Annotated in this window: 25 protein-coding genes; 21 read left to right on the forward strand and 4 right to left on the reverse strand. The window is 66.7% G+C overall.

Features of this window, described 5'->3' with window-relative positions; genetic code table 11:
• The first annotated feature begins 36 nt into the window (after window positions 1-36).
• Window positions 37-777 (forward strand): 4-hydroxy-tetrahydrodipicolinate reductase, encoded by a 741-nt coding sequence (dapB, locus tag AKG07_RS02530; protein ID WP_053095820.1) that lies wholly within the window; start codon window positions 37-39, stop codon window positions 775-777.
• Complete coding sequence (locus AKG07_RS02535) at window positions 777-1,211, forward strand: hypothetical protein (RefSeq protein WP_082297789.1); 435 nt, start codon at window positions 777-779, stop codon at window positions 1,209-1,211. The genes dapB and AKG07_RS02535 overlap by 1 nt, the downstream gene beginning before the upstream one ends.
• Window positions 1,212-1,217: 6 nt before the next feature.
• On the opposite strand, the gene AKG07_RS02540 is transcribed toward AKG07_RS02535, so the two are convergent.
• From AKG07_RS02540 to AKG07_RS02550, 3 genes are all read right to left on the reverse strand, one after another.
• A complete protein-coding gene (locus AKG07_RS02540; protein WP_053095822.1) occupies window positions 1,218-1,643 on the reverse strand; it encodes an OsmC family peroxiredoxin in 426 nt (141 codons plus the stop codon).
• Between the two features lie 85 nt (window positions 1,644-1,728).
• Complete coding sequence (locus tag AKG07_RS02545) at window positions 1,729-2,295, reverse strand: DUF4395 domain-containing protein (protein ID WP_053095823.1); 567 nt, start codon at window positions 2,293-2,295, stop codon at window positions 1,729-1,731.
• Window positions 2,296-2,311: 16 nt separating this feature from the next.
• A complete protein-coding gene (locus AKG07_RS02550; RefSeq protein WP_053095824.1) occupies window positions 2,312-2,725 on the reverse strand; it encodes a thioredoxin family protein in 414 nt (137 codons plus the stop codon).
• A gap of 96 nt (window positions 2,726-2,821) precedes the next feature.
• Here AKG07_RS02550 and AKG07_RS02555 point away from each other — a divergent pair, with 96 nt between their 5' ends.
• From AKG07_RS02555 to AKG07_RS02565, 3 genes are read left to right on the forward strand one after another with little or no spacing between them, the layout of a single operon-like run.
• Complete coding sequence (locus AKG07_RS02555; RefSeq protein WP_053095825.1) at window positions 2,822-3,631, forward strand: thymidylate synthase; 810 nt, start codon at window positions 2,822-2,824, stop codon at window positions 3,629-3,631.
• Complete coding sequence (locus AKG07_RS02560) at window positions 3,628-4,104, forward strand: dihydrofolate reductase (protein WP_053095826.1); 477 nt, start codon at window positions 3,628-3,630, stop codon at window positions 4,102-4,104. The genes AKG07_RS02555 and AKG07_RS02560 overlap by 4 nt, the downstream gene beginning before the upstream one ends.
• On the forward strand, window positions 4,104-4,865 hold the full coding sequence (locus AKG07_RS02565; protein ID WP_053095827.1) for an SDR family NAD(P)-dependent oxidoreductase: 762 nt from the start codon (window positions 4,104-4,106) through the stop codon (window positions 4,863-4,865). The genes AKG07_RS02560 and AKG07_RS02565 overlap by 1 nt, the downstream gene beginning before the upstream one ends.
• Window positions 4,866-4,925: 60 nt before the next feature.
• Here the strand turns inward: AKG07_RS02565 and AKG07_RS02570 are convergent, their stop codons facing one another.
• Window positions 4,926-5,465 (reverse strand): NUDIX domain-containing protein, encoded by a 540-nt coding sequence (locus AKG07_RS02570; protein ID WP_053095828.1) that lies wholly within the window; start codon window positions 5,463-5,465, stop codon window positions 4,926-4,928.
• A gap of 112 nt (window positions 5,466-5,577) precedes the next feature.
• Between AKG07_RS02570 and dapA the strand changes: the two genes are divergently transcribed.
• The 16 genes from dapA to AKG07_RS02650 all read left to right on the forward strand — a co-directional run bounded on the left by dapA (window position 5,578) and on the right by AKG07_RS02650 (window position 20,854).
• Window positions 5,578-6,555 (forward strand): 4-hydroxy-tetrahydrodipicolinate synthase, encoded by a 978-nt coding sequence (dapA, locus tag AKG07_RS02575; RefSeq protein WP_053095829.1) that lies wholly within the window; start codon window positions 5,578-5,580, stop codon window positions 6,553-6,555.
• Window positions 6,556-6,623: 68 nt separating this feature from the next.
• Entirely contained in the window at window positions 6,624-8,300 is a 1,677-nt protein-coding gene (locus AKG07_RS02580; protein WP_053095830.1) for a ribonuclease J, read from the forward strand.
• A 73-nt stretch (window positions 8,301-8,373) separates the two neighbouring features.
• Window positions 8,374-8,868 (forward strand): GNAT family N-acetyltransferase, encoded by a 495-nt coding sequence (locus AKG07_RS02585; protein ID WP_053095831.1) that lies wholly within the window; start codon window positions 8,374-8,376, stop codon window positions 8,866-8,868.
• 81 nt (window positions 8,869-8,949) lie between these two features.
• The gene (locus tag AKG07_RS02590; protein WP_053095832.1) at window positions 8,950-11,688 is read left to right on the forward strand and encodes an FtsK/SpoIIIE family DNA translocase; all 2,739 of its coding nucleotides are present in this window, start codon (window positions 8,950-8,952) and stop codon (window positions 11,686-11,688) included.
• Window positions 11,688-12,263 carry a CDP-diacylglycerol--glycerol-3-phosphate 3-phosphatidyltransferase gene (gene pgsA, locus AKG07_RS02595; protein ID WP_053095833.1) on the forward strand — a complete coding sequence of 192 codons (576 nt, stop codon included), beginning with the start codon at window positions 11,688-11,690 and terminating at the stop codon, window positions 12,261-12,263. The genes AKG07_RS02590 and pgsA overlap by 1 nt, the downstream gene beginning before the upstream one ends.
• The gene (locus AKG07_RS02600; protein WP_053095834.1) at window positions 12,260-12,742 is read left to right on the forward strand and encodes a CinA family protein; all 483 of its coding nucleotides are present in this window, start codon (window positions 12,260-12,262) and stop codon (window positions 12,740-12,742) included. The genes pgsA and AKG07_RS02600 overlap by 4 nt, the downstream gene beginning before the upstream one ends.
• A 141-nt stretch (window positions 12,743-12,883) precedes the next feature.
• Entirely contained in the window at window positions 12,884-13,192 is a 309-nt protein-coding gene (locus tag AKG07_RS02605) for a helix-turn-helix domain-containing protein (protein ID WP_042541772.1), read from the forward strand.
• Between the two features lie 23 nt (window positions 13,193-13,215).
• Window positions 13,216-13,440, forward strand: a complete 225-nt coding sequence (locus AKG07_RS02610; protein ID WP_053095835.1) for a DUF3046 domain-containing protein — start codon at window positions 13,216-13,218, stop codon at window positions 13,438-13,440.
• 285 nt (window positions 13,441-13,725) lie between these two features.
• Window positions 13,726-14,769, forward strand: coding sequence for a recombinase RecA (gene recA / locus AKG07_RS02615; RefSeq protein WP_053095836.1), 1,044 nt, complete (start codon window positions 13,726-13,728; stop codon window positions 14,767-14,769).
• Window positions 14,770-15,075: 306 nt separating this feature from the next.
• The gene (locus AKG07_RS02620; RefSeq protein WP_053095837.1) at window positions 15,076-15,648 is read left to right on the forward strand and encodes a regulatory protein RecX; all 573 of its coding nucleotides are present in this window, start codon (window positions 15,076-15,078) and stop codon (window positions 15,646-15,648) included.
• Window positions 15,649-15,735: 87 nt separating this feature from the next.
• The gene (miaB, locus tag AKG07_RS02625) at window positions 15,736-17,283 is read left to right on the forward strand and encodes a tRNA (N6-isopentenyl adenosine(37)-C2)-methylthiotransferase MiaB (protein ID WP_053095838.1); all 1,548 of its coding nucleotides are present in this window, start codon (window positions 15,736-15,738) and stop codon (window positions 17,281-17,283) included.
• Between the two features lie 32 nt (window positions 17,284-17,315).
• Window positions 17,316-18,254 (forward strand): tRNA (adenosine(37)-N6)-dimethylallyltransferase MiaA, encoded by a 939-nt coding sequence (gene miaA / locus AKG07_RS02630; RefSeq protein WP_053095839.1) that lies wholly within the window; start codon window positions 17,316-17,318, stop codon window positions 18,252-18,254.
• Between the two features lie 58 nt (window positions 18,255-18,312).
• Entirely contained in the window at window positions 18,313-18,840 is a 528-nt protein-coding gene (locus AKG07_RS02635; RefSeq protein ID WP_053095840.1) for a dihydrofolate reductase family protein, read from the forward strand.
• Window positions 18,833-19,309 carry a GNAT family acetyltransferase gene (locus AKG07_RS02640; RefSeq protein ID WP_053095841.1) on the forward strand — a complete coding sequence of 159 codons (477 nt, stop codon included), beginning with the start codon at window positions 18,833-18,835 and terminating at the stop codon, window positions 19,307-19,309. Before AKG07_RS02635 ends, AKG07_RS02640 begins: the two co-directional genes overlap by 8 nt.
• A 22-nt stretch (window positions 19,310-19,331) precedes the next feature.
• Window positions 19,332-20,204: a diaminopimelate epimerase gene (gene dapF / locus AKG07_RS02645; RefSeq protein ID WP_053095842.1), complete on the forward strand. Its 873-nt coding sequence runs from the start codon at window positions 19,332-19,334 to the stop codon at window positions 20,202-20,204.
• Window positions 20,204-20,854, forward strand: a complete 651-nt coding sequence (locus AKG07_RS02650) for an HAD family hydrolase (protein WP_053095843.1) — start codon at window positions 20,204-20,206, stop codon at window positions 20,852-20,854. The genes dapF and AKG07_RS02650 overlap by 1 nt, the downstream gene beginning before the upstream one ends.
• Window positions 20,855-20,864: the final 10 nt, after the last annotated feature.

Consider the following 20,864-nt stretch of genomic DNA (forward strand, 5'->3'; position numbering starts at 1 on the left):
GCCGGGCGGATCGACGTCGCGAAATAGACTGAACGCATGACCACCCAGGTAGCACTCGTCGGCGGAACCGGGAAGCTCGGATCGATCATCGGTGCGGTGATCGACGAGCTCGAGGGCTTCGAGGTGACGCGCGTGCTGACGTCTCGTAGCGACCTCGCCGAACTCGACGGTGCGGATCTGGTGATCGACGCCACCACGCCTCAGGTCAGTGTCGACGTCGTGCGCGCTGCGGTCGAGCGTGAGATCAACATTCTCGTCGCCACGTCGGGATGGTCCACCGAGCGGATCGCACTCGTGCGTCCTCTGGTGGAGAACGCCGGAACCGGGGCTGTCTTCATCCCGAACTTCTCGCTGGGATCGGTGCTCGGTTCGGCTCTGGCCGCAGCAGCCGCGCCGTTCTTCGGATCGGCGGAGATCGTCGAGGCACACCATGAGGCGAAGGTGGATTCGCCGAGCGGCACTGCGGTGCGCACGGCCGAGCTCATCGCCGCCGCACGCGCCGAACAGGGCCCCGTCAGCGCACCGCACGCCGACCAGCGAGCGCGCGGACAGCAGGTCGGCAGCGTGCCGATCCACTCGCTCCGGCGTCCCGGCGTCATCGCCAAGCAGGAGGTCGTCCTGTCCGGCCCCGGTGAGTCCCTCACGTTCACGCATGACACGGTCGACCCCGCACTCGCCTACGCCCCGGGCATCCGTCTCGCGGTGCCGTTCGCGGCCCAGGCGATCGGCGTCTTCGTCGGGCTCGAGAGCATGATCGACATCGGCATCCGCTCGTGATGTCGCGGATCGGCGTCGGCCTGATGGCCGCCGCACTGCTGGTCTACCTCGCCGTCGCCATCTGGTTGGCCGTGATGTTCTTCGCTGTCGGCACACCGGTGTCCATCGGCATGGGCATCGCGCTGATCGTTCTCGCCCCGATCGGGGCATGGGCGCTCGTCCGAGAGATGCAGTTCGGGTTCGCTGCCGACCGGCTCGGGCGTGAGCTCGATGCCGAGGGCGGTATGCCCGCGGCGGAGTCCGAGCTGACGCCGAGTGGCCGAATCGCTCGTGCCGACGCAGACCCGCTCATCGCGAGATACGCGGGGGAGGCGGATGCGGTGCCGACGGACTGGCGCGCGCGCTACCGACTCGGCGTCGTCCAGGATGCCGCTGGCCGCCGCAAGGACGCTCGCGCCAGCATCCGCGAGGCGATTCGCATCGCTCGCGGATGACCGACGTCAGGCGAGCGTGGCCTCGAGCGTGATCTCGATGCCGGCGAGCGCCTGCGATACGGGGCAGCCGACCTTCGCCTCGGCAGCGATCGACTGGAACTCCTCAGGGCTGAGCCCGGGGACGACCGCGTTCACGTTGAGGTGGCTTCCGCTGATTCCGACACCGGGCTTGAAGGTGACGGACGCGCTCGTGTTGACGCGCTCCGGCGGAGTGCCGTTCTCGGACAGCGCGTGAGACAGCGCCATGCTGAAACACGACGCGTGGGCTGCGGCGATCAGCTCTTCAGGCGTGGTGGTGGTGTCGCTGCCCTCGCTGCGGGCCTTCCAGTTGATCGGGGAGGTCCCGAGCTTCGACGAGGAGAACGCGACTGTGCCCGAGCCCTCGGTGAGGGATCCGGTCCAGGTGGTGGTGGCTTCGCTGGTGACGGGCATGATTCCTCCGTTGTATCGCGCGCTGCTCGATGCGGGTCGCGTGTGCGGCCAGCCTATCGAGCGTGGGCGTGCGGCGGAACAGCGCTCAGGCGGTCGACGCCGCGCGACCGAGGATGCCTGCTCGCTGCAGCAGCAGATAGATCTGGCATCCGAGGCAGAAGGAGAACGCCGCATTGAGGAAGGCGGCGATGAAAGCGGCGGCGGTCGCGATGGGCAGCGCCCACGGGACCCCGGCGAGGTGCAGCACGAGACCGATCGTGACGACGACGAGACCGACACCCTGGGCGAACCGCGGTGGACGCGGATCCTCGAGCTCGGTCGGAGCGGCCAGTCTCGGACGGATGACCCTGCGGAACACGACGCCCCATGGTGCAGTCGCGGGTGACAGGACGCCCCACAGGAACAGCAGGGCGATCACGATCGTGAGGAGGAACCCCGGGTCCAGCGCGCGCTGTGCAAGGGTCGCCGACGTCACGGCCCACGTGGCCGAGCCGATGTCGGCCGAGTCGAGCGGCTGATAGGCGAACCAGCCGAAGGTCCGTGCGGTCGAGATGCCGACCAGCGCCAGATATGTCGCGACGAGCAGCAGCACTGTCGTGACCGTCGCTGCGAATCGCGGGCCGCGGGGATCGATGCCGGCCGGTGTCGTCATGTGCTTTCCGTCCTCGTCATACGGTTGCCAGCGCGTCGTTCAGCGCGTGTCGATGGGGCACGCCATGGAAGCGTGCGCGGACGGCTCCTGATCCGTCGACGATGAAGGTCGTCGGTGTCTGCATGACCTTGTATCGAGCCGACAGATCCGGTCGATGCGTCAGGTCGACCTCCACGTGGTCCAGGCCCTCCGATTCTGCGACGTAGCTGCTGAGCATGCGTCGTACCTGGGGGCAGCGGGTGCACATCTCGGTGCTGAACTGCACGACTGTCGCTCTCGCGCCCAGGCGCGACACGCCCGCGTCGTTCGGATCGAAGCGCAGATGGCCGCCTCCGCGACGCCGTCCGTCGAGAAGTCTCAGCACGACACCGATCGTGCCGGCGAGCACGAGCAGCGCTGCGGCGAGGAGAAGGGCGACGGCGGGTGACATGCGTCGAGAATACGGGCGATCCGGCACCGCCCGGGCCGATATGTCGCATCGTGACGATCCGACTCGACAGCCCCCAGGGCGGGTAGTCTGGCACACATGAGCGCAGCCGTCCCGACGCCGTACGAAGACCTTCTCCGAGACGTGCTGGAGTCCGGCACTCACAAGTCCGATCGAACAGGAACCGGCACCACCAGCGTCTTCGGGCGGCAGATCCGCTTCGATCTCTCCGAGGGCTTCCCGCTCATCACCACGAAGCGGGTGCACTTCAAGTCGATCGCCTACGAGCTCCTCTGGTTCCTCAGGGGCGACTCGAATGTGAAGTGGCTGCAGGAGCATGGCGTCACCATCTGGGACGAATGGGCGGATGCCGACGGCGATCTGGGTCCGGTCTACGGAGTGCAGTGGCGCAGCTGGCCGACGCCGGAGGGTGAGAGCATCGATCAGCTCGCTCAGGTGATCGAGCAGATCCGGCAGACGCCCGACTCCCGGCGACTCATCGTGTCTGCCTGGAACCCGGCGGACATCCCCGACATGGCGCTTGCTCCCTGTCACGCCCTGTTCCAGTTCTACGTGGCGGACGGCAAGCTCTCCTGCCAGCTCTATCAGCGCAGCGCCGACCTGTTCCTCGGCGTCCCGTTCAACATCGCGTCCTACGCCCTGCTGACGTTGATGGTCGCCCAGCAGGTGGGACTCGAGCCGGGTGACTTCGTCTGGACCGGGGGTGACTGCCACATCTACGACAATCACCTCGACCAGGTGAACGAACAGCTCACGCGCGAACCGTATCCATACCCGACGCTGAGGTTCGCCCGGAAGCCCGAGTCGATCCTCGACTACGACTACGAGGACTTCGTGGTCGAGGATTACCAGCACCACGCTTCGATCAGGGCGGCGGTCGCGGTATGACCTGGGTCGGGCTGATCTGGGCAGAGGCGCACGGCGGCGTCATCGGAGCAGAGGGCGGCATGCCCTGGAACGTCCCCGAGGATCTCGCTCACTTCAAGGAAGTCACCCTCGGCGCTCCCGTGATCATGGGTCGCAAGACGTGGGACTCGCTCCCTGAGCGCTTCCGCCCGCTTCCAGGGCGAGAGAACATCGTCATCACCCGCCAGCAGGACTGGTCCGCGGACGGCGCCCGTCGTGCCGCGACCGTCACGGACGCGGTGCGGGGCCACGAGAAGGTATGGATCATCGGCGGCGCCGAGATCTTCCGCCTGGTGATCGCCGACGCCGACCGCCTCGAAGTCACCGAGCTCGACATCGAGGTCTCCGGCGACGCGTATGCGCCGTCCAAAGCCGGGTGGCGGCTCGTGAACGAGGGGGAGTGGCAGACGTCGCGCTCCGGCATCCGGTTCCGCTTCCTGGGATACGAGCGCTGATGCCCACCGCACTGATCACCGGAGCGAGCGCCGGCCTCGGCGCAGAGTTCGCGCGCCAGTTGGCCCGGCGCCGAGCCGATCTGATCCTCGTCGCACGTTCCGCCGGCGATCTCGAGGTCGTGGCGGCCGAGTTGCGCAGCGAGCACGGTGTCGCGGTCGAGGTGCTTCCCGCCGACCTGTCGATCGACGAGGATGTCGAGCGCGTGGCCGACCGTCTCCGTGATGCCTCCGATCCGGTCGACCTTCTCATCAACAATGCAGGCTTCGGCCTCCCGCTGCAGTTCGCCGACAACGACATCGACGACGAGGTGCGCCATCTGCGCGTTCACGTCGAGGCGTCGATGCGGCTCATGCACGCGGCGCTTCAGACGATGCGCGGCCGTGGGGGCCGGATCATCAACGTCGCGTCCGTCGCAGGGTTCATCTCGCGCTCCACGTATTCCGCGTGCAAGAGCTGGTTGATCGGATTCAGCCGCTGGGCGAATGTCGAGTACGCACCCGACGGAGTGACGGTCACCGCCGTCTGCCCGGGTTTCACGCACACGACCTTCCACGAGCGGATGGGACTCGAACCGGGGCACGAGGGCGTTCCCGGCTTCATGTGGCTCGACGCGCGGAATGTGGTCCGCGAGGCGCTCCGTGACGCGGCGCGCGGAAGGGCCGTCTCGATCCCGTCGCTGCGTTACAAGGCGATCGTCGCTGTCGCGTCCCTGCTTCCGAGCGCGCTGACCTCCGGCATCGCACGTCGCGGCCGCGTCTGATCTGAACGTCGACCGCGTCCCGCTGCGGGCGCGCCGTGCGCGAATGAGGGCGCTAGGAGATCAGCGGAATCTGCCCAGACGGATACCGGCGTATCCGATCGCCGCCATGGTCTCTCCATCGGTGATGCGGCCATCGGAGATCATGCCGAGGACGTCGGAGAACGGTACCCAGGTGACGGCGTCGATGCCCTCCTCCGCCTGCGTGCGAGTGGAGTCGTCGGACGGAGTCAGACCCCGAGCGAGGAACACGTGCTCGGGGGCGTGGGCGATCCCGTTCAGGGCGTTCATCGTTCCGAGTTCCGTCCAGTCCTCGGCGACGAAGCCCGTCTCCTCGAGCAGCTCGCGCTGCGCTGCCGCGAGCGGTTCTTCGCCGTCGCTTCCTCCGGCAGGAATCTCGATCGAGACTCCGGTCGTGTAGCGCTCGAGAGTGATGAGGCAGACGCGGTCCTCGTCATCGAGTGCGACGACGAAGACTGCCGGATGCCGCATGGTCACCACGCCGTAGATGCCATCGCCCCCGGGCCCCGTGACCTGGTCCTCCCGAACCTCGATCCACCGGTTCTCGTACACCGTCGACGATTCGCGTGTGACCCATGCCATGGAGTCGAGCCTATGTGGATCCCAATCAAGATGATGGTCGCGATCGTCCGGGGAGATGTCATCCGCCGTCCCTCGTCTGGGTGAGCGGCATTCGAACCGATACGCTGGGGGCATGACGCACTCGGGCAACCCCTTCGGACAGGTTCTCGTCGCGCTCGTCACTCCGATGACGGCCGACGGCGAAGTCGATTGGCCCGCCGTCGAGAAGCACATCGATGACGTCATCACCGCCGGTGCTGACGGAATCGTCGTGACGGGAACGACCGGCGAGACCTCGACCCTGACGGACCCTGAGAAGCTCAAGCTCGTCGAGGTCGGAAAGTCGGTCTCGGCCGGACGCGCCAAGATCATCACCGGCGGTGGATCCAACGAGACCGCGCACGCGATCGAGCTCTACAAGGCGAGCGAGAAGGCCGGCGCAGACGCCATCATGATCGTCACGCCGTACTACAACAAGCCGACCCAGGCCGGGATCCTCACGCATTTCCGCCTGGTGGCCGACGCCACCGACCTGCCGGTGATCCTCTACGACATCCCCGGTCGCACCGGCGTGCCGATCAAGTACGAGACCATCCTGCGCCTCGCCAAGCACCCGAACATCCTCGCCGTGAAGGACGCCAAGGGCGACTTCTCCGAGGTGAGCCGCGTCCTGAACCAGACCGACCTCATGTACTTTTCGGGAGACGACGCGAATGTTCTGCCGCATCTCGCCATCGGCGCGACCGGCCTGATCGGCGTGACCGCCAACGTCGCGGCGGCTCCGTACCGCACCATCATCGACGCCGTCAACCGAGGCGATCTGACGACGGCCACGGCAGAGCACAAGAGGCTCGAGCCGCTCGTGCGCGCGGTCATGACGCATGTCCCGGGAACCGTCGCCGCGAAGTACATCCTGCACGGCCTGGGCCGGATCTCCAGCCCCCGCGTGCGTCTGCCCCTGGTGGGTCCCGAAGAGTGGGAGGCCGCGCTCATCGAGGACGAGCTCGATCTCGTGAGGGACGTTCCGGGAGCAGACTTCTCCAACTTCCGCCCCGACCGCAACGCGGCCGCGGGCGGCGCCCTGCCGAAGGTGCACGGCACGACCCGCTGAGAACGCACGCGCCGAGGCGCGTCACCATGAACGAACGGACGCGTGGAGTGTCCGACTGAGGAGACAGCATGTCCATCCCGCTCGCAGAACCCGCAGCTCTCGACGAGGGGACGCTGCGGGTCACTCCGCTCGGCGGACTCGGTGAGATCGGTCGCAACATGACCATCTTCGAGTTCGACGGCAAGATCCTGATCGTCGACTGCGGAGTGCTCTTCCCGGAGGAGCACCAGCCCGGAGTCGACCTGATCCTGCCGGACTTCGAGCCGATCAAGAGCCGCCTCGACGACATCGTCGGAGTCGTCCTCACCCACGGGCACGAGGACCACATCGGTGCCGTTCCCTACCTGCTGCGCCTGAAGAGCGACATCCCCGTGATCGGATCGGGCCTCACGCTCGCGCTGGTCGAGGCGAAGCTCAAGGAGCACCGCATCAAGGCCTACACCCTGACGGTGAAGGAGGGCCAGCGGGAGCAGGTCGGACCGTTCGACCTCGAGTTCGTCGCGGTCAACCACTCGATCCCGGACGCACTCGCCGTGGCGATCCGCACTCCCGCGGGCCTCGTGCTGGCGACCGGCGACTTCAAGATGGACCAGCTTCCGCTCGACGGACGCATCACCGACCTCCGCGCGTTCGCCCGCCTCGGCGAGGAAGGGGTCGACCTGTTCCTCGTCGACTCGACGAACGCCGACGTGCCCGGGTTCACTCCCACGGAGCGCTCGATCGGCCCCGTGCTCGATCAGGTCATCGGCAAGGCGCCTCGCCGGGTCATCGTCGCGAGCTTCTCGAGTCACGTGCACCGCGTGCAGCAGGTTCTCGACGCCGCGCATGCGCACGGCCGACGGGTCGCGCTGCTCGGACGCAGCATGCTGCGCAACATGACGATCGCCGAGGACCTCGGATACCTGAAGGTGCCGAGCGGTCTTCTCATCGACTACAAGAAGGCCCGCGACCTTCCGGACGACAAGATCGTCTACATGTCCACCGGCTCGCAGGGCGAGCCCATGGCCGTTCTGAGTCGCATGGCCAACCTCGACCACGCGATCGAGCCCGGACCGGGTGACACCGTCATCCTGGCCTCGAGCCTCATCCCCGGCAACGAGAATGCCGTGTACCGCGTGATCGACGGTCTGACCAAGCTCGGCGCGAACGTGGTGCACAAGGCGAACGCCAAGGTGCACGTCTCGGGCCATGCTGCAGCGGGTGAGCTCATCTACTGCTACAACATCCTGCGACCCAAGAACGTGCTGCCCGTGCACGGCGAGTACCGCCATCTGATCGCCAACGCCAAGCTGGCGCAGGACACGGGCATCGAGGCCGAGCGCACGATCATCGCCTCGAACGGCACGGTCATCGACCTGAAGGGCGGCGACGCCCGAGTGGTCGGCCAGCTCGATCTCGGTTTCGTGTACGTCGACGGCTCGACCGTCGGCGCGATCACGGACGCAGACCTCAAGGATCGTCGGATCCTGGCTGAAGAGGGCTTCGTCTCCGTGATCGTCGTGGTCGATGCCGCCACAGGTCGCATCATCTCCGGTCCGGAGATCCACGCGCGCGGCATCGCCGAAGACGATTCCGTCTTCGATGACGTCACCCCGAAGATCATCGCCGCCCTCAAGGAGGCCTCCGGCAACGGCGTGCGCGACACGCATGCGCTCTCGCAGGTCATCCGTCGGACCATCGGGCGCTGGGTCAACCAGAAGCTCCGTCGTCGTCCGATGATCGTCCCGCTGGTCATCGAAGCGTGATCGGAGCCCGGTGGTTCGCGGGTTCCCAGTCGACCGACACTCGGCTGTAACGCGAACGGCCTAGGCTCACTCCATGCCGGACGTCTTCTCGATTCGACCCGCCGACCAGGCGGACGGGAGCTTCCTCGGCGACATGGTCGTCGAGGCGGCGAACTGGCGCTCCGGCGGGGCACGCGCTCGGCATGAGATTCTCAGCGCCGTCGAGCACCGGCGCTACATCGCGGGGTGGATGCGGCCGGCGGATGCCGGTTTCATCGCGCTCGACTCCGATCTGCGACCCATCGGTGCGGCGTGGTATCGGATGCTCGCGCCGGACGACGCAGGCTTCGGTTTCGTCGGAACCGCGGTGCCCGAGCTCATCATCGGAGTGCAGCCGATCTGGCGGGCGCACGGAGTCGGACGGACCCTGCTTCGACGCCTCGTCACCCACGCGCGCGAGCAGGGGCACCCTCGGATCAGCCTCAGCGTCGAACGGGACAACTTCGCGCACGGCCTGTATCGGTCGGAGGGTTTCGTGGTCACCGACGCGGGGGATCTCCGCGACACGATGGTCCATCGCACGTCCTGATCTCCCTTCGCGGGCCCGGGAACCGGTCGGAATGCCGCGTCATTACGGGTGAATGTCGGCCTCTGGCCGTAACGTGAGAGCATGGCCAGGAGTACCACGAAGTCCGCGCGCGCGTCCGAGAGCGCCACGCCTCGCCCGAAGCGGCAGGCTGCGCCGAAGGCCCAGGCTGCGCCGAAGAAGTACATCGACGAGATCGACAAGCCTCCGGTGGCGGTACGAGCGTGGAACGGGCTCGCCCACGGCGTCGGTGGTCTGTTCCGGGCATTCGGCCCGGAGACGCTCGACAAGGATGACCGGCGCGACGGATTCCCCTTCCTGCTGGTGCTTCTGGCGATCGCCGGAGCGGTCAACGAATGGTTCTTCATCGGCAACGAGGTCGCGTCGAACATCAGCGCCTACTCGGTGGGGCTTCTGGTCGGGCGCGTGGCTTTCGTCATGCCCGTGCTGCTGCTGCTGCTGGCAGGGTGGCTGTTCCGCCATCCCTCGTCCGTCCACGACAACGGGCGCATCGGCATCGGCTTCGGACTCTTCGTGCTCACCCTGGCAGGCTTCTGCCACATCGCAGCGGGTCGAGTCGACTCCGCCGGACTGCTCGTTCGTGCGCAGCCCCGGGACGGCATGCCTGCGCTCAGCGAAGCGGGCGGTCTCTTCGGCTGGATGATCGGTGAGCCGCTCTCGTATCTCACTCCGGTGGGTGCCTATATCGTCCTGGCCCTGCTGGCGGGACTCAGCATCCTGATCCTGACCAAGACTCCGCCGAACCGTATCGGGCAGCGCCTGGGCGACCTCTACGCGTGGATGTTCGACGCTGAGCGCACCGAGAAGCCTGCGAAGGAAGCCGCGGCGATCGACGAGTCCGACAAGGTCGACGACCCCGACGTCCTTCCCTGGTGGCGGCGGAACAAGACCGGCCGTGAGGAAGACCCCGACGAGGGGACGCTGGGCTCCGACGACATCACCGCGCTGCTGACGACCTCCGAGCCGACTCCGGCTTACGATCAGGCCGTCGTCGTGGAAGATCCGTACGACGCGGCGACGGAGGTGCTGACGGACGTGCGGTCCGTGACGGAATCCTTGGCAGGGCAGCAGACCACCGCACTGCTCGACGACGAGTCCGACACAGGAGAGATGCCGGAGCTTCCGGGTCTCGACGGCTTCGGCACGGCAGGGCCGGGGGAGCGAGGCCCCCAGGCCCCCGTCGCCCCGTACGTGCTGCCGTCGCCAGGTCTTCTGGTCGAAGGGCCTCCACCGGTCGCGCGCTCCGAGGCGACCGACAAGGTGATCGAGCAGATCACGAGCGTGCTGACGCAGTTCAAGGTCGACGCGAAGGTCACTGGTTTCTCGCGTGGCCCCACGGTCACCCAGTACGAAGTCGAGGTGGGGCACGGCGTCAAGGTCGAGAAGATCCTCCAGCTGAGCAACAACTTCGCGTATGCGGTCGCATCGAACGATGTGCGGATCCTCTCGCCGATCCCCGGAAAGAGCGCGATCGGAATCGAGATCCCGAACGCCGACAAAGAGATGGTCGCGCTCGGCGATGTGCTCAGGTCTCCGGCAGCGCACAAGAGCACCCACCCGATGACGATCGGCGTCGGAAAGGACGTCGGTGGGAACATCGTCATCGCCAACCTCGCGAAGATGCCTCACCTGCTTGTCGCCGGTTCCACCGGCTCCGGAAAGTCGAGCTTCGTCAACTCGATGATCACGAGTCTGCTCATGCGCGCCCGACCCACGGATGTGCGGATGGTCCTGATCGACCCCAAGCGCGTGGAGCTGACGAGCTACGCCGGGGTGCCGCACCTGATCACACCCATCATCACGAACCCCAAGAAGGCGGCGGAAGCGCTTCAGTGGGTCGTGAAGGAGATGGACATGCGGTACGACGACCTCGCGTCGTTCGGGTTCCGTCACATCGACGACTTCAACCGTGCCGTCCGCGCCGGCGAGGTGGAGCTTCCCGTGGGAAGCGAACGCGTGCTCAAGCCGTACCCGTACCTCCTCGTCGTCGTCGACGAGCTGGCGGACCTGATGATGGTCGCCCCGCGCGACGTCGAGGACTCGATCGTCCGCATCACCCAGCTCGCACGCGCGTCCGGTATCCACCTCGTGCTCGCGACGCAGCGACCCAGCGTCGATGTCGTGACCGGTCTGATCAAGGCGAATGTCCCCTCGCGCCTCGCGTTCGCCGTCACGAGCGTCACAGACAGCCGCGTGATCCTCGACAGCCCCGGCGCCGACAAGCTGATCGGACAGGGCGATGCGCTGTTCTCGCCCATGGGGTCGTCCAAGCCGTTCCGACTGCAGGGCGCGTGGGTCGATGAGAAGGAGATCGACGCGGTCGTCAAGCACGTGACGCGTCAGGCCCGTCCGGACTACCGCGCGGACGTCCAGGAAGCGCTGGAGCCCACGAAGAAGAAGGAGGTCGACGAGGACATCGGCGACGATCTCGAGCTTCTTCTCGCCGCGGCCGAACTCATCGTGTCGTCGCAGTTCGGGTCAACGTCGATGCTGCAGCGCAAGCTCCGCGTCGGATTCGCGAAGGCCGGTCGCCTGATGGACCTCCTCGAGTCGCGAGAGATCGTCGGCCCGTCAGAAGGATCCAAAGCGCGCGATGTGCTGGCGACGGCCGAACAGCTGCCCCAGGTCATGGCGAAGCTGCGAGGCGACGACACTCCGCCGAAGCCGCCTGCCCCCTCCTCGGCCGCGACTGCTGCCGGAACGCCGCACGACCCGGTCGAGGCGCAGTTCCAGGGACTCCCTGTGGTCGAGGCTGAAGACGATGGCGACGAAGACGCCTGGGGACTGACGGGACGCGACTGATGGCCATTCCACGGCAGCTTCCCAACGCGATCACGGTCGCGCGCATACCGCTCGCGGTGATCTTCTTCGTCCTCCTGCTGATCGGTGGCACGTTCGGACTCGACGACATCGCTGTCCGCTGGATCGCCGCCGTTCTCTTCATCGTCGCGATCTCGACCGATTGGGTCGATGGCTATCTGGCCCGCCGCTACGAGATCGTCAGCGACTTCGGAAAGCTCTGGGACCCGATCGCCGACAAGCTGCTCACCGGCGCCGGTTTCATCGGTCTCGCGATACTCGGCGAGCTGAACTGGTGGCTGGTGATCATCATCCTCATACGGGAGTGGGGCATCACGATCCACCGTCTCATGGTGGCGAAGGAGCACGTCGTGGCTGCGGCCTGGATGGGCAAGATCAAGACGGCAGTGCAGGCGGTGGCCCTGTCCTGGGCGCTGCTTCCGTTGCACGTCGTGATCGGGCTGGAGCCGTGGCTGCTCGTGACCGCCATCCTGATGGTGCTCGTGCTGATCCTCACCGTGGCGAGCGGAATCGACTACATCGTCGCGCAGGTACGAGGCGCGCGGCAGCCCTCGTGACATCTGCGTCGGCCGTGCTCGCCGCGCTGGTCGAGCGTGGCTGGACGCTCGGTGTCGCGGAGTCGTTGACGGGCGGTGCTCTCGCTGCCGAGTTCGTCTCCGTGCCGGGGGCGTCGGCCTCCCTCCGCGGAGCGATCGTCGCGTACGCCACTCCGGTGAAGCACACGCTGCTGGGCGTCGACGACGCGCTGCTCGACGCGCACGGTCCTGTCCACCCCGACGTCGCTCTTCAGATGGCGGCGGGGGTGCGCGGTGCGTTGAACGTCGACGGGGCCCCTGCCGACGTCGGCGTCTCGACCACGGGTATCGCGGGGCCGGACTCACCTGACGGTCAGCCGGTCGGCACGGTGCATGTGGCCGTGGTGACGCCGGATTCGTCGGTGACCGAGTTGTTTCGATTCGACGGTGATCGTACCGAGGTGCGGGCGCAGGCGGTCGACGCGGCGATCGATATGCTCGCTCGGGTTCTGCGGGAATAGGGGATGGGTGCGCTCCGTTATGTCCTATGTGCTCACACCGAAAGCACAGCGTGCGAAGGTAGATTTTGTGAAGGTCGGTAGGACTAGACTGGCGGTCTCTTCGAGGGAGACCTCGAGAAGGCGATCTGGGAGGAGGTTCCGATGATTCTTGTACGACAGGAAATCGGCGATGTGCTGAGGGACTTCCGCCTGCAGAAGGGGCGGACGCTCCGGCAGGTTGCAAGCAAGGCTTCTGTGGCGCTGGGCTATCTCAGCGAGGTCGAGCGGGGCCAGAAGGAAGCATCGAGTGAGATTCTCGCCTCGGTGGCTGACGCTCTGGATGTTCCCATCTCGATCATCATGCGCGAGGTCGGCGACCGGATCTCGGTCCTCGAAGGCATTCAGGTCTTCCCTGATGTCGTTCCGGACGACCTCGTGGCTTCTGTCGAGCCCGAGCTGTCGCTCCACTGAACGTCGGACTCTCATAGCCTCTGATGCGACGTAGTGAGTTCCTCCGCGCAGTCGACGCGGAATTCGGCGGTCGCGGGTCATCTCTGATCAGCGACCTCGTTCTGACTCAGCTCGCCGGGCGCACTGCCGACGAAGCGCTGGACGCTGGCGTCGCACCGCGCGAGATCTGGCTGGCGCTGTGCGCCGAGACGGATGTCCCCCTGGAGCGGCGACACGGTGCAGGTCGTCTGGAGCCGCGCAAGCGATGACCCTCTGAGGCGTTCGCGGCGAGGGCCCCGTTCGAGGCGGTTTCGATTTGCGACACGCCGCGACGGCGTGTCGTCGAATATGTGTTCGAAACGGGCGTAGTCTTCTGCACAAGTGGTTCAGAGACGTTTCTCTCCCTGTTTCGCGGTGCTGACGACGCAATGTCGGAGGCTCCTCCTACGGTGAAGAACAAGCCGAAGAGCCATACGCCTTGTCGGAGAGTTCCGCCCAGCCGGGAGGACCGCGACAGCCTACAGGCGGCACCACGCGAGCATAAGGAGCACGTCATGCCATCACCCGCTGACCGCGAGAAGTCCCTCGAGACCGCCCTCGCCCAGATCGATCGTCAGTTCGGAAAGGGCTCGGTCATGAGACTGGGCAGCGACGAGCGTGCGCCTGTCGCCGTCATTCCGACCGGTTCCATCGCTCTCGATGTCGCCCTCGGCGTCGGAGGACTGCCGCGTGGACGAATCGTCGAGATCTACGGTCCTGAGTCGTCGGGTAAGACGACGCTCACCCTCCACGCGATCGCCAACGCTCAGCGCGCCGGCGGAATCGCTGCCTTCATCGACGCCGAGCACGCGCTCGACCCTGACTACGCCGCGAAGCTCGGTGTCGACATCGACGCCCTTCTCGTCTCGCAGCCCGACACGGGTGAGCAGGCGCTCGAGATCGCGGACATGCTCGTCCGCTCCGGGGCGATCGACCTGATCGTCATCGACTCCGTGGCCGCGCTCGTGCCTCGAGCCGAGATCGAGGGCGAGATGGGTGACTCCCACGTGGGTCTGCAGGCTCGTCTGATGTCTCAGGCGCTGCGAAAGCTCACCGGTGGGCTCAACCAGACGAACACCACGATGATCTTCATCAACCAGCTGCGAGAGAAGATCGGTGTCTTCTTCGGCTCGCCGGAGACCACCGCGGGTGGAAAGGCGCTGAAGTTCTACGCGTCCGTCCGAATGGACATCCGCCGAATCGAGACTCTGAAGGACGGCACCGACGCAGTCGGAAACCGTACGAGGGTCAAGGTCGTGAAGAACAAGATGGCTCCGCCGTTCAAGCAGGCTGAGTTCGACATCCTCTACGGCGTCGGCATCTCCCGTGAGGGCAGCCTGATCGACTTCGGTGTGGAGCACGGCATCGTCAAGAAGTCCGGGTCCTGGTACACCTACGACGGTGACCAGCTGGGACAGGGCAAGGAGAACGCGCGAACGTTCCTGCTCAAGAACCCCGACATCGCGCTGGCGATCGAGACCCAGATCAAGCAGAAGCTCGGCATCGGAGGAGCCACCGAGGCGCCTGCTGACGAGCTCGCCGAGCGCCGCCCGGCATGATCGTGATGGTTCGCGGTCGTGGCGCAACCGGAGCGAACCATGAGTGATGGCGGGGGCGAGCCTCAGGAGCTCGCCCCCATCATCCCCCTGTTCGGCCGTGATTCCGCGCGGATGAAGCCGGTCGATCGAAGCTCTGCCGGGTCCGATGCAGGCACCCCCCGCGCTGCGGAAGACGCAGGCCTCGAGGAATCGACGGCGGCAGGAGTCGCATCCACCGGCGACTCGGCTCCAGCTCCACTCGTCGACTCTCGTGGGCCCAGTGAACGGCATCCAGCTCGTGGCGCTGCGGCTCGGTCTGCTCCCCGATTGCGTGCACTGCAGCCGCACGAAGACTCAGCAGATGAGAGCGGAGTCGATCCGTCGAAGCTGCGTGTCGACGCCGAGGAGCTTCTCGTGCGCAAGCTGAGGGCTCGATCGCTCTCTTTGTCCGAGGCGCGGATGGTGCTCAAGGGCTACGAAGAGAACGGCGTCCGGCTCGACTCCGGATCGATCGACGACGTGATCGACGACTTCTGTCGCCGCGGCTACCTCGATGACGCGGTTCTCGCCGATCAGCTCGTGATGTCGGGAATCGAGCGAAAAGGACAGGGACGGGTCGCTCTGTCGCGAGCGCTCTCGCAGCGGGGGATTCCCCGCGATGTGATCGACGCGGCATTGGGCGACGTTCCCGACGACGACGCGGAGCGTGCACTCGAGTACGCTCGCTCGAAAGCACGATCGATGTCCCGCCTCGACCCGGATACTGCTCTGAGACGCCTTGTCGGTCAGCTATCACGTCGCGGGTACAACGGTTCCATCGCGATGACGGCTGCGAAGACGGCCCTCGCCGAGGAATCTTCCGGCTCGTCGTCGCGGGTCCGATTCGTCGATTCGGACTGACACCGGGGAGGGCGCGCACCTCGCCCGGCGCCGGCCGGTCAGCGGCAGCGGCAGTGAGGGGGGAACCGCTCGTACAATGGGGAGATCATGACTATCCCGCGCAGTGAACCGACGATCATCGCGTCGTCGTCAGCCGCAATCGACCGTGACGGGCGCCAGCGTTCGTACGAGGTCCGCACCTTCGGCTGCCAGATGAACGTCCACGATTCCGAGCGTCTCTCGGGCTCGCTCGAAAGTGCGGGATACGTCCGAGCCACGGACGGCGCCGAGGCCGATGTCGTCATCATCAACACATGCGCAGTTCGCGACAATGCCGCGGGCAAGCTCTACGGGACCCTCGGTCAGCTCGCTTCGGTGAAGCGCCGCAAGGACGGCATGCAGATCGCCGTCGGGGGCTGTCTCGCCCAGATGGACAAGCAAGCCGTTCTCGACAAGGCCCCATGGGTCGATGTGGTCTTCGGCACGCACAACATGGGGTCGCTTCCCGGCCTTCTCGAGAGAGCGCGACACAACGGTGACGCCGAGCTGGAGATCCTCGAGTCGCTCGAGGTGTTTCCCTCGACGCTCCCGACCAAGCGCGACTCTGCGCACAGCGGGTGGGTGTCCATCTCGGTCGGATGCAACAACACGTGCACCTTCTGCATCGTTCCGAGCCTTCGCGGCAAGGAGAAGGACCGGCGTCCGGGTGACATCCTGAACGAGATCCGCCTCCTCGTGGAGGACGGTGCCATCGAGGTCACCCTGCTCGGACAGAACGTCAACTCCTACGGCGTGGAGTTCGGCGATCGCCAGGCTTTCGGCAAGCTCCTGCGCGCGGCGGGCGAGATCGACGGACTCGAGCGCATTCGCTTCACGAGTCCTCACCCGGCTGCATTCACCGACGACGTGATCGACGCGATGGCTGAGACTCCCACTGTGATGCCGCAGCTTCACATGCCGCTGCAGTCCGGCAGCGATCGCATCCTCAAGTCCATGCGTCGTTCCTATCGCAGTGAGAGGTTCCTCGGAATCCTCGACCGCGTCCGTGATCGCATTCCGCATGCCGCGATCACCACCGACATCATCGTCGGGTTCCCCGGTGAGACCGAGGCGGACTTCGAGGACACGATGCGGGTGGTCGAACAGGCCCGCTTCTCGAGCGCCTTCACCTTCCAGTACTCGATCCGCGAGGGCACACCGGCGGCGACCATGGAAGACCAGGTTCCGAAGGCCGTCGTGCAGGAACGCTACAACCGGCTCATCGCGCTGCAGGAGCGCATCTCGCTCGAAGAGAACCAGAAGCAGATCGGCCGCGAGGTCGAGGTCCTCGTCTCGACGGGCGAGGGCAAGAAGGACGCCGAGACGCATAGGCTGACCGGCCGGGGAGAGGACAACCGCCTCGTGCACTTCGAGGTGACCCCGGGGTCGGCTGTTCCCCGGCCCGGTGACGTCGTCTCGGTGACCATCACCCATGCGGCTCCGTTCCACCTGCTCGCCGATGACCCGACGGGCTCCCCGCTCAAGATCCGTCGCACGCGCGGCGGGGACGCGTGGGATCGCGCCCAGGCGGAATCGTGCGCCGTGCCGGCGCCTGCGGCGCCCGACGGCACGCGGGCGGTGTCTCTCGGCCTGCCGACGCTGCGCGTCGGCAGGTGACCGCTGCTCGCGACGAAGCCGGTATCCAAGGGATGACGGGTACGGAGCCGGGCGGCACGCACGATGCGCCGCGGCTCTGGGCAGTCGTCGGCGCGACGGGGACGGGCAAGAGCGATCTCGCGCTCGATCTCGCCGAGGCGCTGCGCCGGCGGGGCAACGCAGCCGAGATCGTGAACGCCGATGCGATGCAGCTCTACCGCGGAATGGACATCGGCACGGCGAAGCTCGCCGCCGCAGACCGACGCGGTATTCCGCACCACCTCTTCGACGTGCGCGAGGTTGACGAGGAAGCGGCGGTCGCCTGGTATCAGCCTCTTGCGCGCTCCGTGATCATCGATATCCAGCGCCGTGGTGCTGACGCGATCCTCGTCGGCGGCTCCGGGCTCTACGTCTCCAGCGTCGTCTTCGACTTCGCCTTCCCGCCGCGCGACCCGGTCATCCGCGCTCGGCTCGAACGCGAGCTCGAGGACGAGGGTGCGGGGGCGATGCTCGACCGGCTGAGAGCGCTCGACCCGGCCACGGCGGCGCGCGTCGACCCCCACAACGGGAGACGGGTGATCCGCGCCCTCGAGGTGCTCGAGCAGGGGAGCGCCACGCACGGTGCCGCTCTGCCGGAACAGCCGTCGCTCTGGCAGGCGGACACCCGACTGATCGGTCTCCATGTCGAGCGCAGCGTCCTCGTCGAACGGCTCGACGCACGGGTCGAACAGATGTGGCGTGCAGGCCTCGTCGACGAGGTGGCGGGGCTCCGGCGGCAAGGGCTCGAGGATGGCGTCACTGCGCAGCGTGCCATCGGCTACTCCCAGGCTCTGGGGCAGATCGACGGGCGGCTCAGTCAAGACGAGGCGATCGCCGAGACGCAGGCCCTCACGCGTCGGTATGCCCGACGTCAGGTGTCCTGGTTCAAGCGGTATCCGGGTCTCACCTGGCACGAACCCCCGGTCGACGCGACGGCACTCGTCGAGTCCTGAGTCGACATCTCCCTCACCGCCATCGCGCGATGTCGGTGACCGATGAGAAGGTGGATGCATGGCCACCCACTTCTACACGGCGAGCAGCCTCGACGGTTTCATCGCGACTGACCAGCACTCCCTCGATTGGCTCCTCAAGCAGGACATCGACGCCGAAGGACCGATGTCCTATGGGGCGTTCGAGAAGACGATCGGGGCGCTGGCCATGGGGGCATCGACCTACAACTGGGTCATGCAGCACGAAGAAGGGCGCTGGGGCTACGAGCAGCCGACCTGGGTGTTCACGCACAGGGAGCTCGAGATTCCCGTCGGCGCCGACGTCCGCAAGGCGCAGGGCGATGTGACCGCCGTTCACTCCGAGATGGTCACTGCCGCCGGCGGCAAGGATCTGTGGGTCGTCGGTGGCGGAGACCTGGCCGGGCAGTTCGCGGATGCGGGTCTTCTCGATGAGGTGTGGGTGCAGTACGCGCCGGTCACTCTCGGATCCGGGGCACCCATGTTGCCGCGGATGCTGGACCTCGAGCTCCTCGAGGTGGCTCGCAACCGTAACTTCATGTGCGGGCGTTACCGCGTGCGCCGTGGCTGAGGCGTCAGCCCCTCGGCGCGCAGTCGAGAGCTGGCCGGTCCGGGCGTTCGACCGGGCGTACACCGAGGCGGTTGTCGCGCTCTGGGACGAGGCCGGGCTCACGCGCCCGTGGAACGATCCGCGGCTCGACATCGAGCGCAAACTCACGGTGCAGCCGGAGCTGTTTCTGGTGGTCGAGAGCACCGAGCCCGAATCGAGCTCGGCACCGATCCTCGGGACGGTCATGGCCGGCTACGACGGACACCGCGGCTGGCTCTACTACCTGGCGACCGCCAAGTCGCACCGTCAACGAGGGATCGCGAGAGCACTCGTGCGCGAGGCCGAACGGCTTCTCGTCGCCATGGGCTGCCCGAAGGTGCAGCTCATGGTCAGGGAGGGGAACGAAGGCGTCCTCGGTTTCTACGACGACCTGGGCTACGAACGATTCTCCGTGTCGAACACGGGCAGACGCCTGATCGTCGACGCCTAGCCGAGATCTCTAGACTGGACGAATGGTCGCATTCACCAAAGGGCACGGTACGGGCAACGATTTCGTGATCATCGCCGACCCCGACGGCTCACTGGAACTCAGCTCGGAACAGGTCGCAGTGCTCTGTGACCGGCACCGCGGCATCGGAGCCGACGGCATCCTTCGTGTCGTGCGCTCTGCAGCGATCGTGGACGGGCGGGCGTCACTCGCTGAGGAGCCGGCAGCTGAATGGTTCATGGACTACCGCAACGCCGACGGATCGATCGCCGAGATGTGCGGCAACGGCATCCGCGTCTTCGCGCACTATCTCGTGCGCTCCGGGCTCGCCACGATCCAGCCCGGCTCGACGCTCCCGATCGGAACCCGAGCGGGCGTGCGCGACGTGACCCGCAGTGAGACGGGATATCAGGTGGATCTCGGCCTGTGGAAGCTCTCCGGCGACGACCCTCTTGTCACGGCGGACGGGCTCCCCGTCACGCGCCCGGGGCTGGGCATCGACGTCGGGAATCCTCATGTGGTGGTCGCCCTCGCATCCGAGGCGGAACTCGCCTCACTCGAACTCCACCGTGCTCCGGTGCTCGAACCCACCCCGCCCGCGGGTGCGAACGTCGAGTTCGTCGTCCCGGGTGAGCCGCTTGTGCGGGACGGGATCGGGCACGTCTCGATGCGCGTCTCCGAGCGCGGTGTGGGGGAGACCCTCAGCTGTGGCACGGGTGTGGCGGCCACAGCTCTGGCGGTGCGCTACTGGGCAGGTGCGAAGGCGCCCGACAACTGGCGGGTCGAGGTGCCGGGTGGCACGCTCGGCGTGCGCATGTTCCCCGCGGAGGACGGCGAGCACGTCGCGCTGTCCGGCCCCGCGCAGCTCGTGTTCAGCGGCGAGGTCGACCTGATCTGATGGGCGCGACCGGTCCGATCGATCTGGTCATCTTCGACTGCGACGGAGTCCTCGTCGACAGCGAGCGGCTCTCGATCGAGGTGGACCGGCGGGTACTCGCCGATCTCGGGTGGGAACTGTCCTCGGACGAGATCGTGCACCGGTTCGTCGGACGTTCTGCCGCCTACTTCCGCTCCGCGATCGAGTCGTTCCTCGGGAGCCCGCTTCCCGACGACTGGGAGGCGACCTATCAGCCGTGGTACGTCGCTGCCTTCGCTGAGCTGATCGCGGTGGACGGCGTCGAGCGCGCACTCGACGAGATCGTGACGGCCACGTGCGTGGCTTCGAGCGGTACCCATGCGAAGATCCGGAGAACGCTCGGGATGACCGGTCTCCTTCCGCGATTCGAGGGAAGGATCTTCAGCGTGGATGACGTGGTCGTCGGTAAGCCCGCCCCGGATCTCTTTCTGCACGCCGCAGATCGGCTCGGGCTGCACCCCGAACACTGCGCGGTGGTCGAGGACAGCCGGTTCGGCGTCCGCGCCGCTCGAGCCGCCGGGATGCGGGTATACGGCTACGCCGGCGGGCTCACCCCAGCCGAGTGGCTCGAACAGGAAGGAGCCGTCGTGTTCGCCGACATGCGCGACCTTCCCGACCTTCTCGGTCGCTGATGTCGCTGCG

The organism is Microbacterium sp. CGR1 (assembly GCF_001266755.1).
Classification (GTDB): Bacteria; Actinomycetota; Actinomycetes; order Actinomycetales; family Microbacteriaceae; genus Microbacterium.

Bases quoted from the DNA above. Each gene is read 5' to 3' on its own strand.
- AKG07_RS02635 (WP_053095840.1), top strand. From the start codon at position 18,313: ATGGCCACCCACTTCTACACGGCGAGCAGCCTCGACGGTTTCATCGCG.
- AKG07_RS02535 (WP_082297789.1), top strand. From the start codon at position 777: ATGTCGCGGATCGGCGTCGGCCTGATGGCCGCCGCACTGCTGGTCTAC.
- AKG07_RS02560 (WP_053095826.1), top strand. From the start codon at position 3,628: ATGACCTGGGTCGGGCTGATCTGGGCAGAGGCGCACGGCGGCGTCATC.
- pgsA (WP_053095833.1), top strand. From the start codon at position 11,688: ATGGCCATTCCACGGCAGCTTCCCAACGCGATCACGGTCGCGCGCATA.
- AKG07_RS02585 (WP_053095831.1), top strand. From the start codon at position 8,374: ATGCCGGACGTCTTCTCGATTCGACCCGCCGACCAGGCGGACGGGAGC.
- miaB (WP_053095838.1), top strand. From the start codon at position 15,736: ATGACTATCCCGCGCAGTGAACCGACGATCATCGCGTCGTCGTCAGCC.
- AKG07_RS02590 (WP_053095832.1), top strand. From the start codon at position 8,950: ATGGCCAGGAGTACCACGAAGTCCGCGCGCGCGTCCGAGAGCGCCACG.
- AKG07_RS02650 (WP_053095843.1), top strand. From the start codon at position 20,204: ATGGGCGCGACCGGTCCGATCGATCTGGTCATCTTCGACTGCGACGGA.
- AKG07_RS02550 (WP_053095824.1), bottom strand. From the start codon at position 2,725: ATGTCACCCGCCGTCGCCCTTCTCCTCGCCGCAGCGCTGCTCGTGCTC.
- AKG07_RS02610 (WP_053095835.1), top strand. From the start codon at position 13,216: ATGCGACGTAGTGAGTTCCTCCGCGCAGTCGACGCGGAATTCGGCGGT.
- miaA (WP_053095839.1), top strand. From the start codon at position 17,316: ATGACGGGTACGGAGCCGGGCGGCACGCACGATGCGCCGCGGCTCTGG.
- AKG07_RS02605 (WP_042541772.1), top strand. From the start codon at position 12,884: ATGATTCTTGTACGACAGGAAATCGGCGATGTGCTGAGGGACTTCCGC.
- AKG07_RS02570 (WP_053095828.1), bottom strand. From the start codon at position 5,465: ATGGCATGGGTCACACGCGAATCGTCGACGGTGTACGAGAACCGGTGG.
- recA (WP_053095836.1), top strand. From the start codon at position 13,726: ATGCCATCACCCGCTGACCGCGAGAAGTCCCTCGAGACCGCCCTCGCC.
- dapF (WP_053095842.1), top strand. From the start codon at position 19,332: ATGGTCGCATTCACCAAAGGGCACGGTACGGGCAACGATTTCGTGATC.
- dapA (WP_053095829.1), top strand. From the start codon at position 5,578: ATGACGCACTCGGGCAACCCCTTCGGACAGGTTCTCGTCGCGCTCGTC.
- AKG07_RS02565 (WP_053095827.1), top strand. From the start codon at position 4,104: ATGCCCACCGCACTGATCACCGGAGCGAGCGCCGGCCTCGGCGCAGAG.
- AKG07_RS02555 (WP_053095825.1), top strand. From the start codon at position 2,822: ATGAGCGCAGCCGTCCCGACGCCGTACGAAGACCTTCTCCGAGACGTG.
- AKG07_RS02580 (WP_053095830.1), top strand. From the start codon at position 6,624: ATGTCCATCCCGCTCGCAGAACCCGCAGCTCTCGACGAGGGGACGCTG.
- dapB (WP_053095820.1), top strand. From the start codon at position 37: ATGACCACCCAGGTAGCACTCGTCGGCGGAACCGGGAAGCTCGGATCG.
- AKG07_RS02540 (WP_053095822.1), bottom strand. From the start codon at position 1,643: ATGCCCGTCACCAGCGAAGCCACCACCACCTGGACCGGATCCCTCACC.
- AKG07_RS02545 (WP_053095823.1), bottom strand. From the start codon at position 2,295: ATGACGACACCGGCCGGCATCGATCCCCGCGGCCCGCGATTCGCAGCG.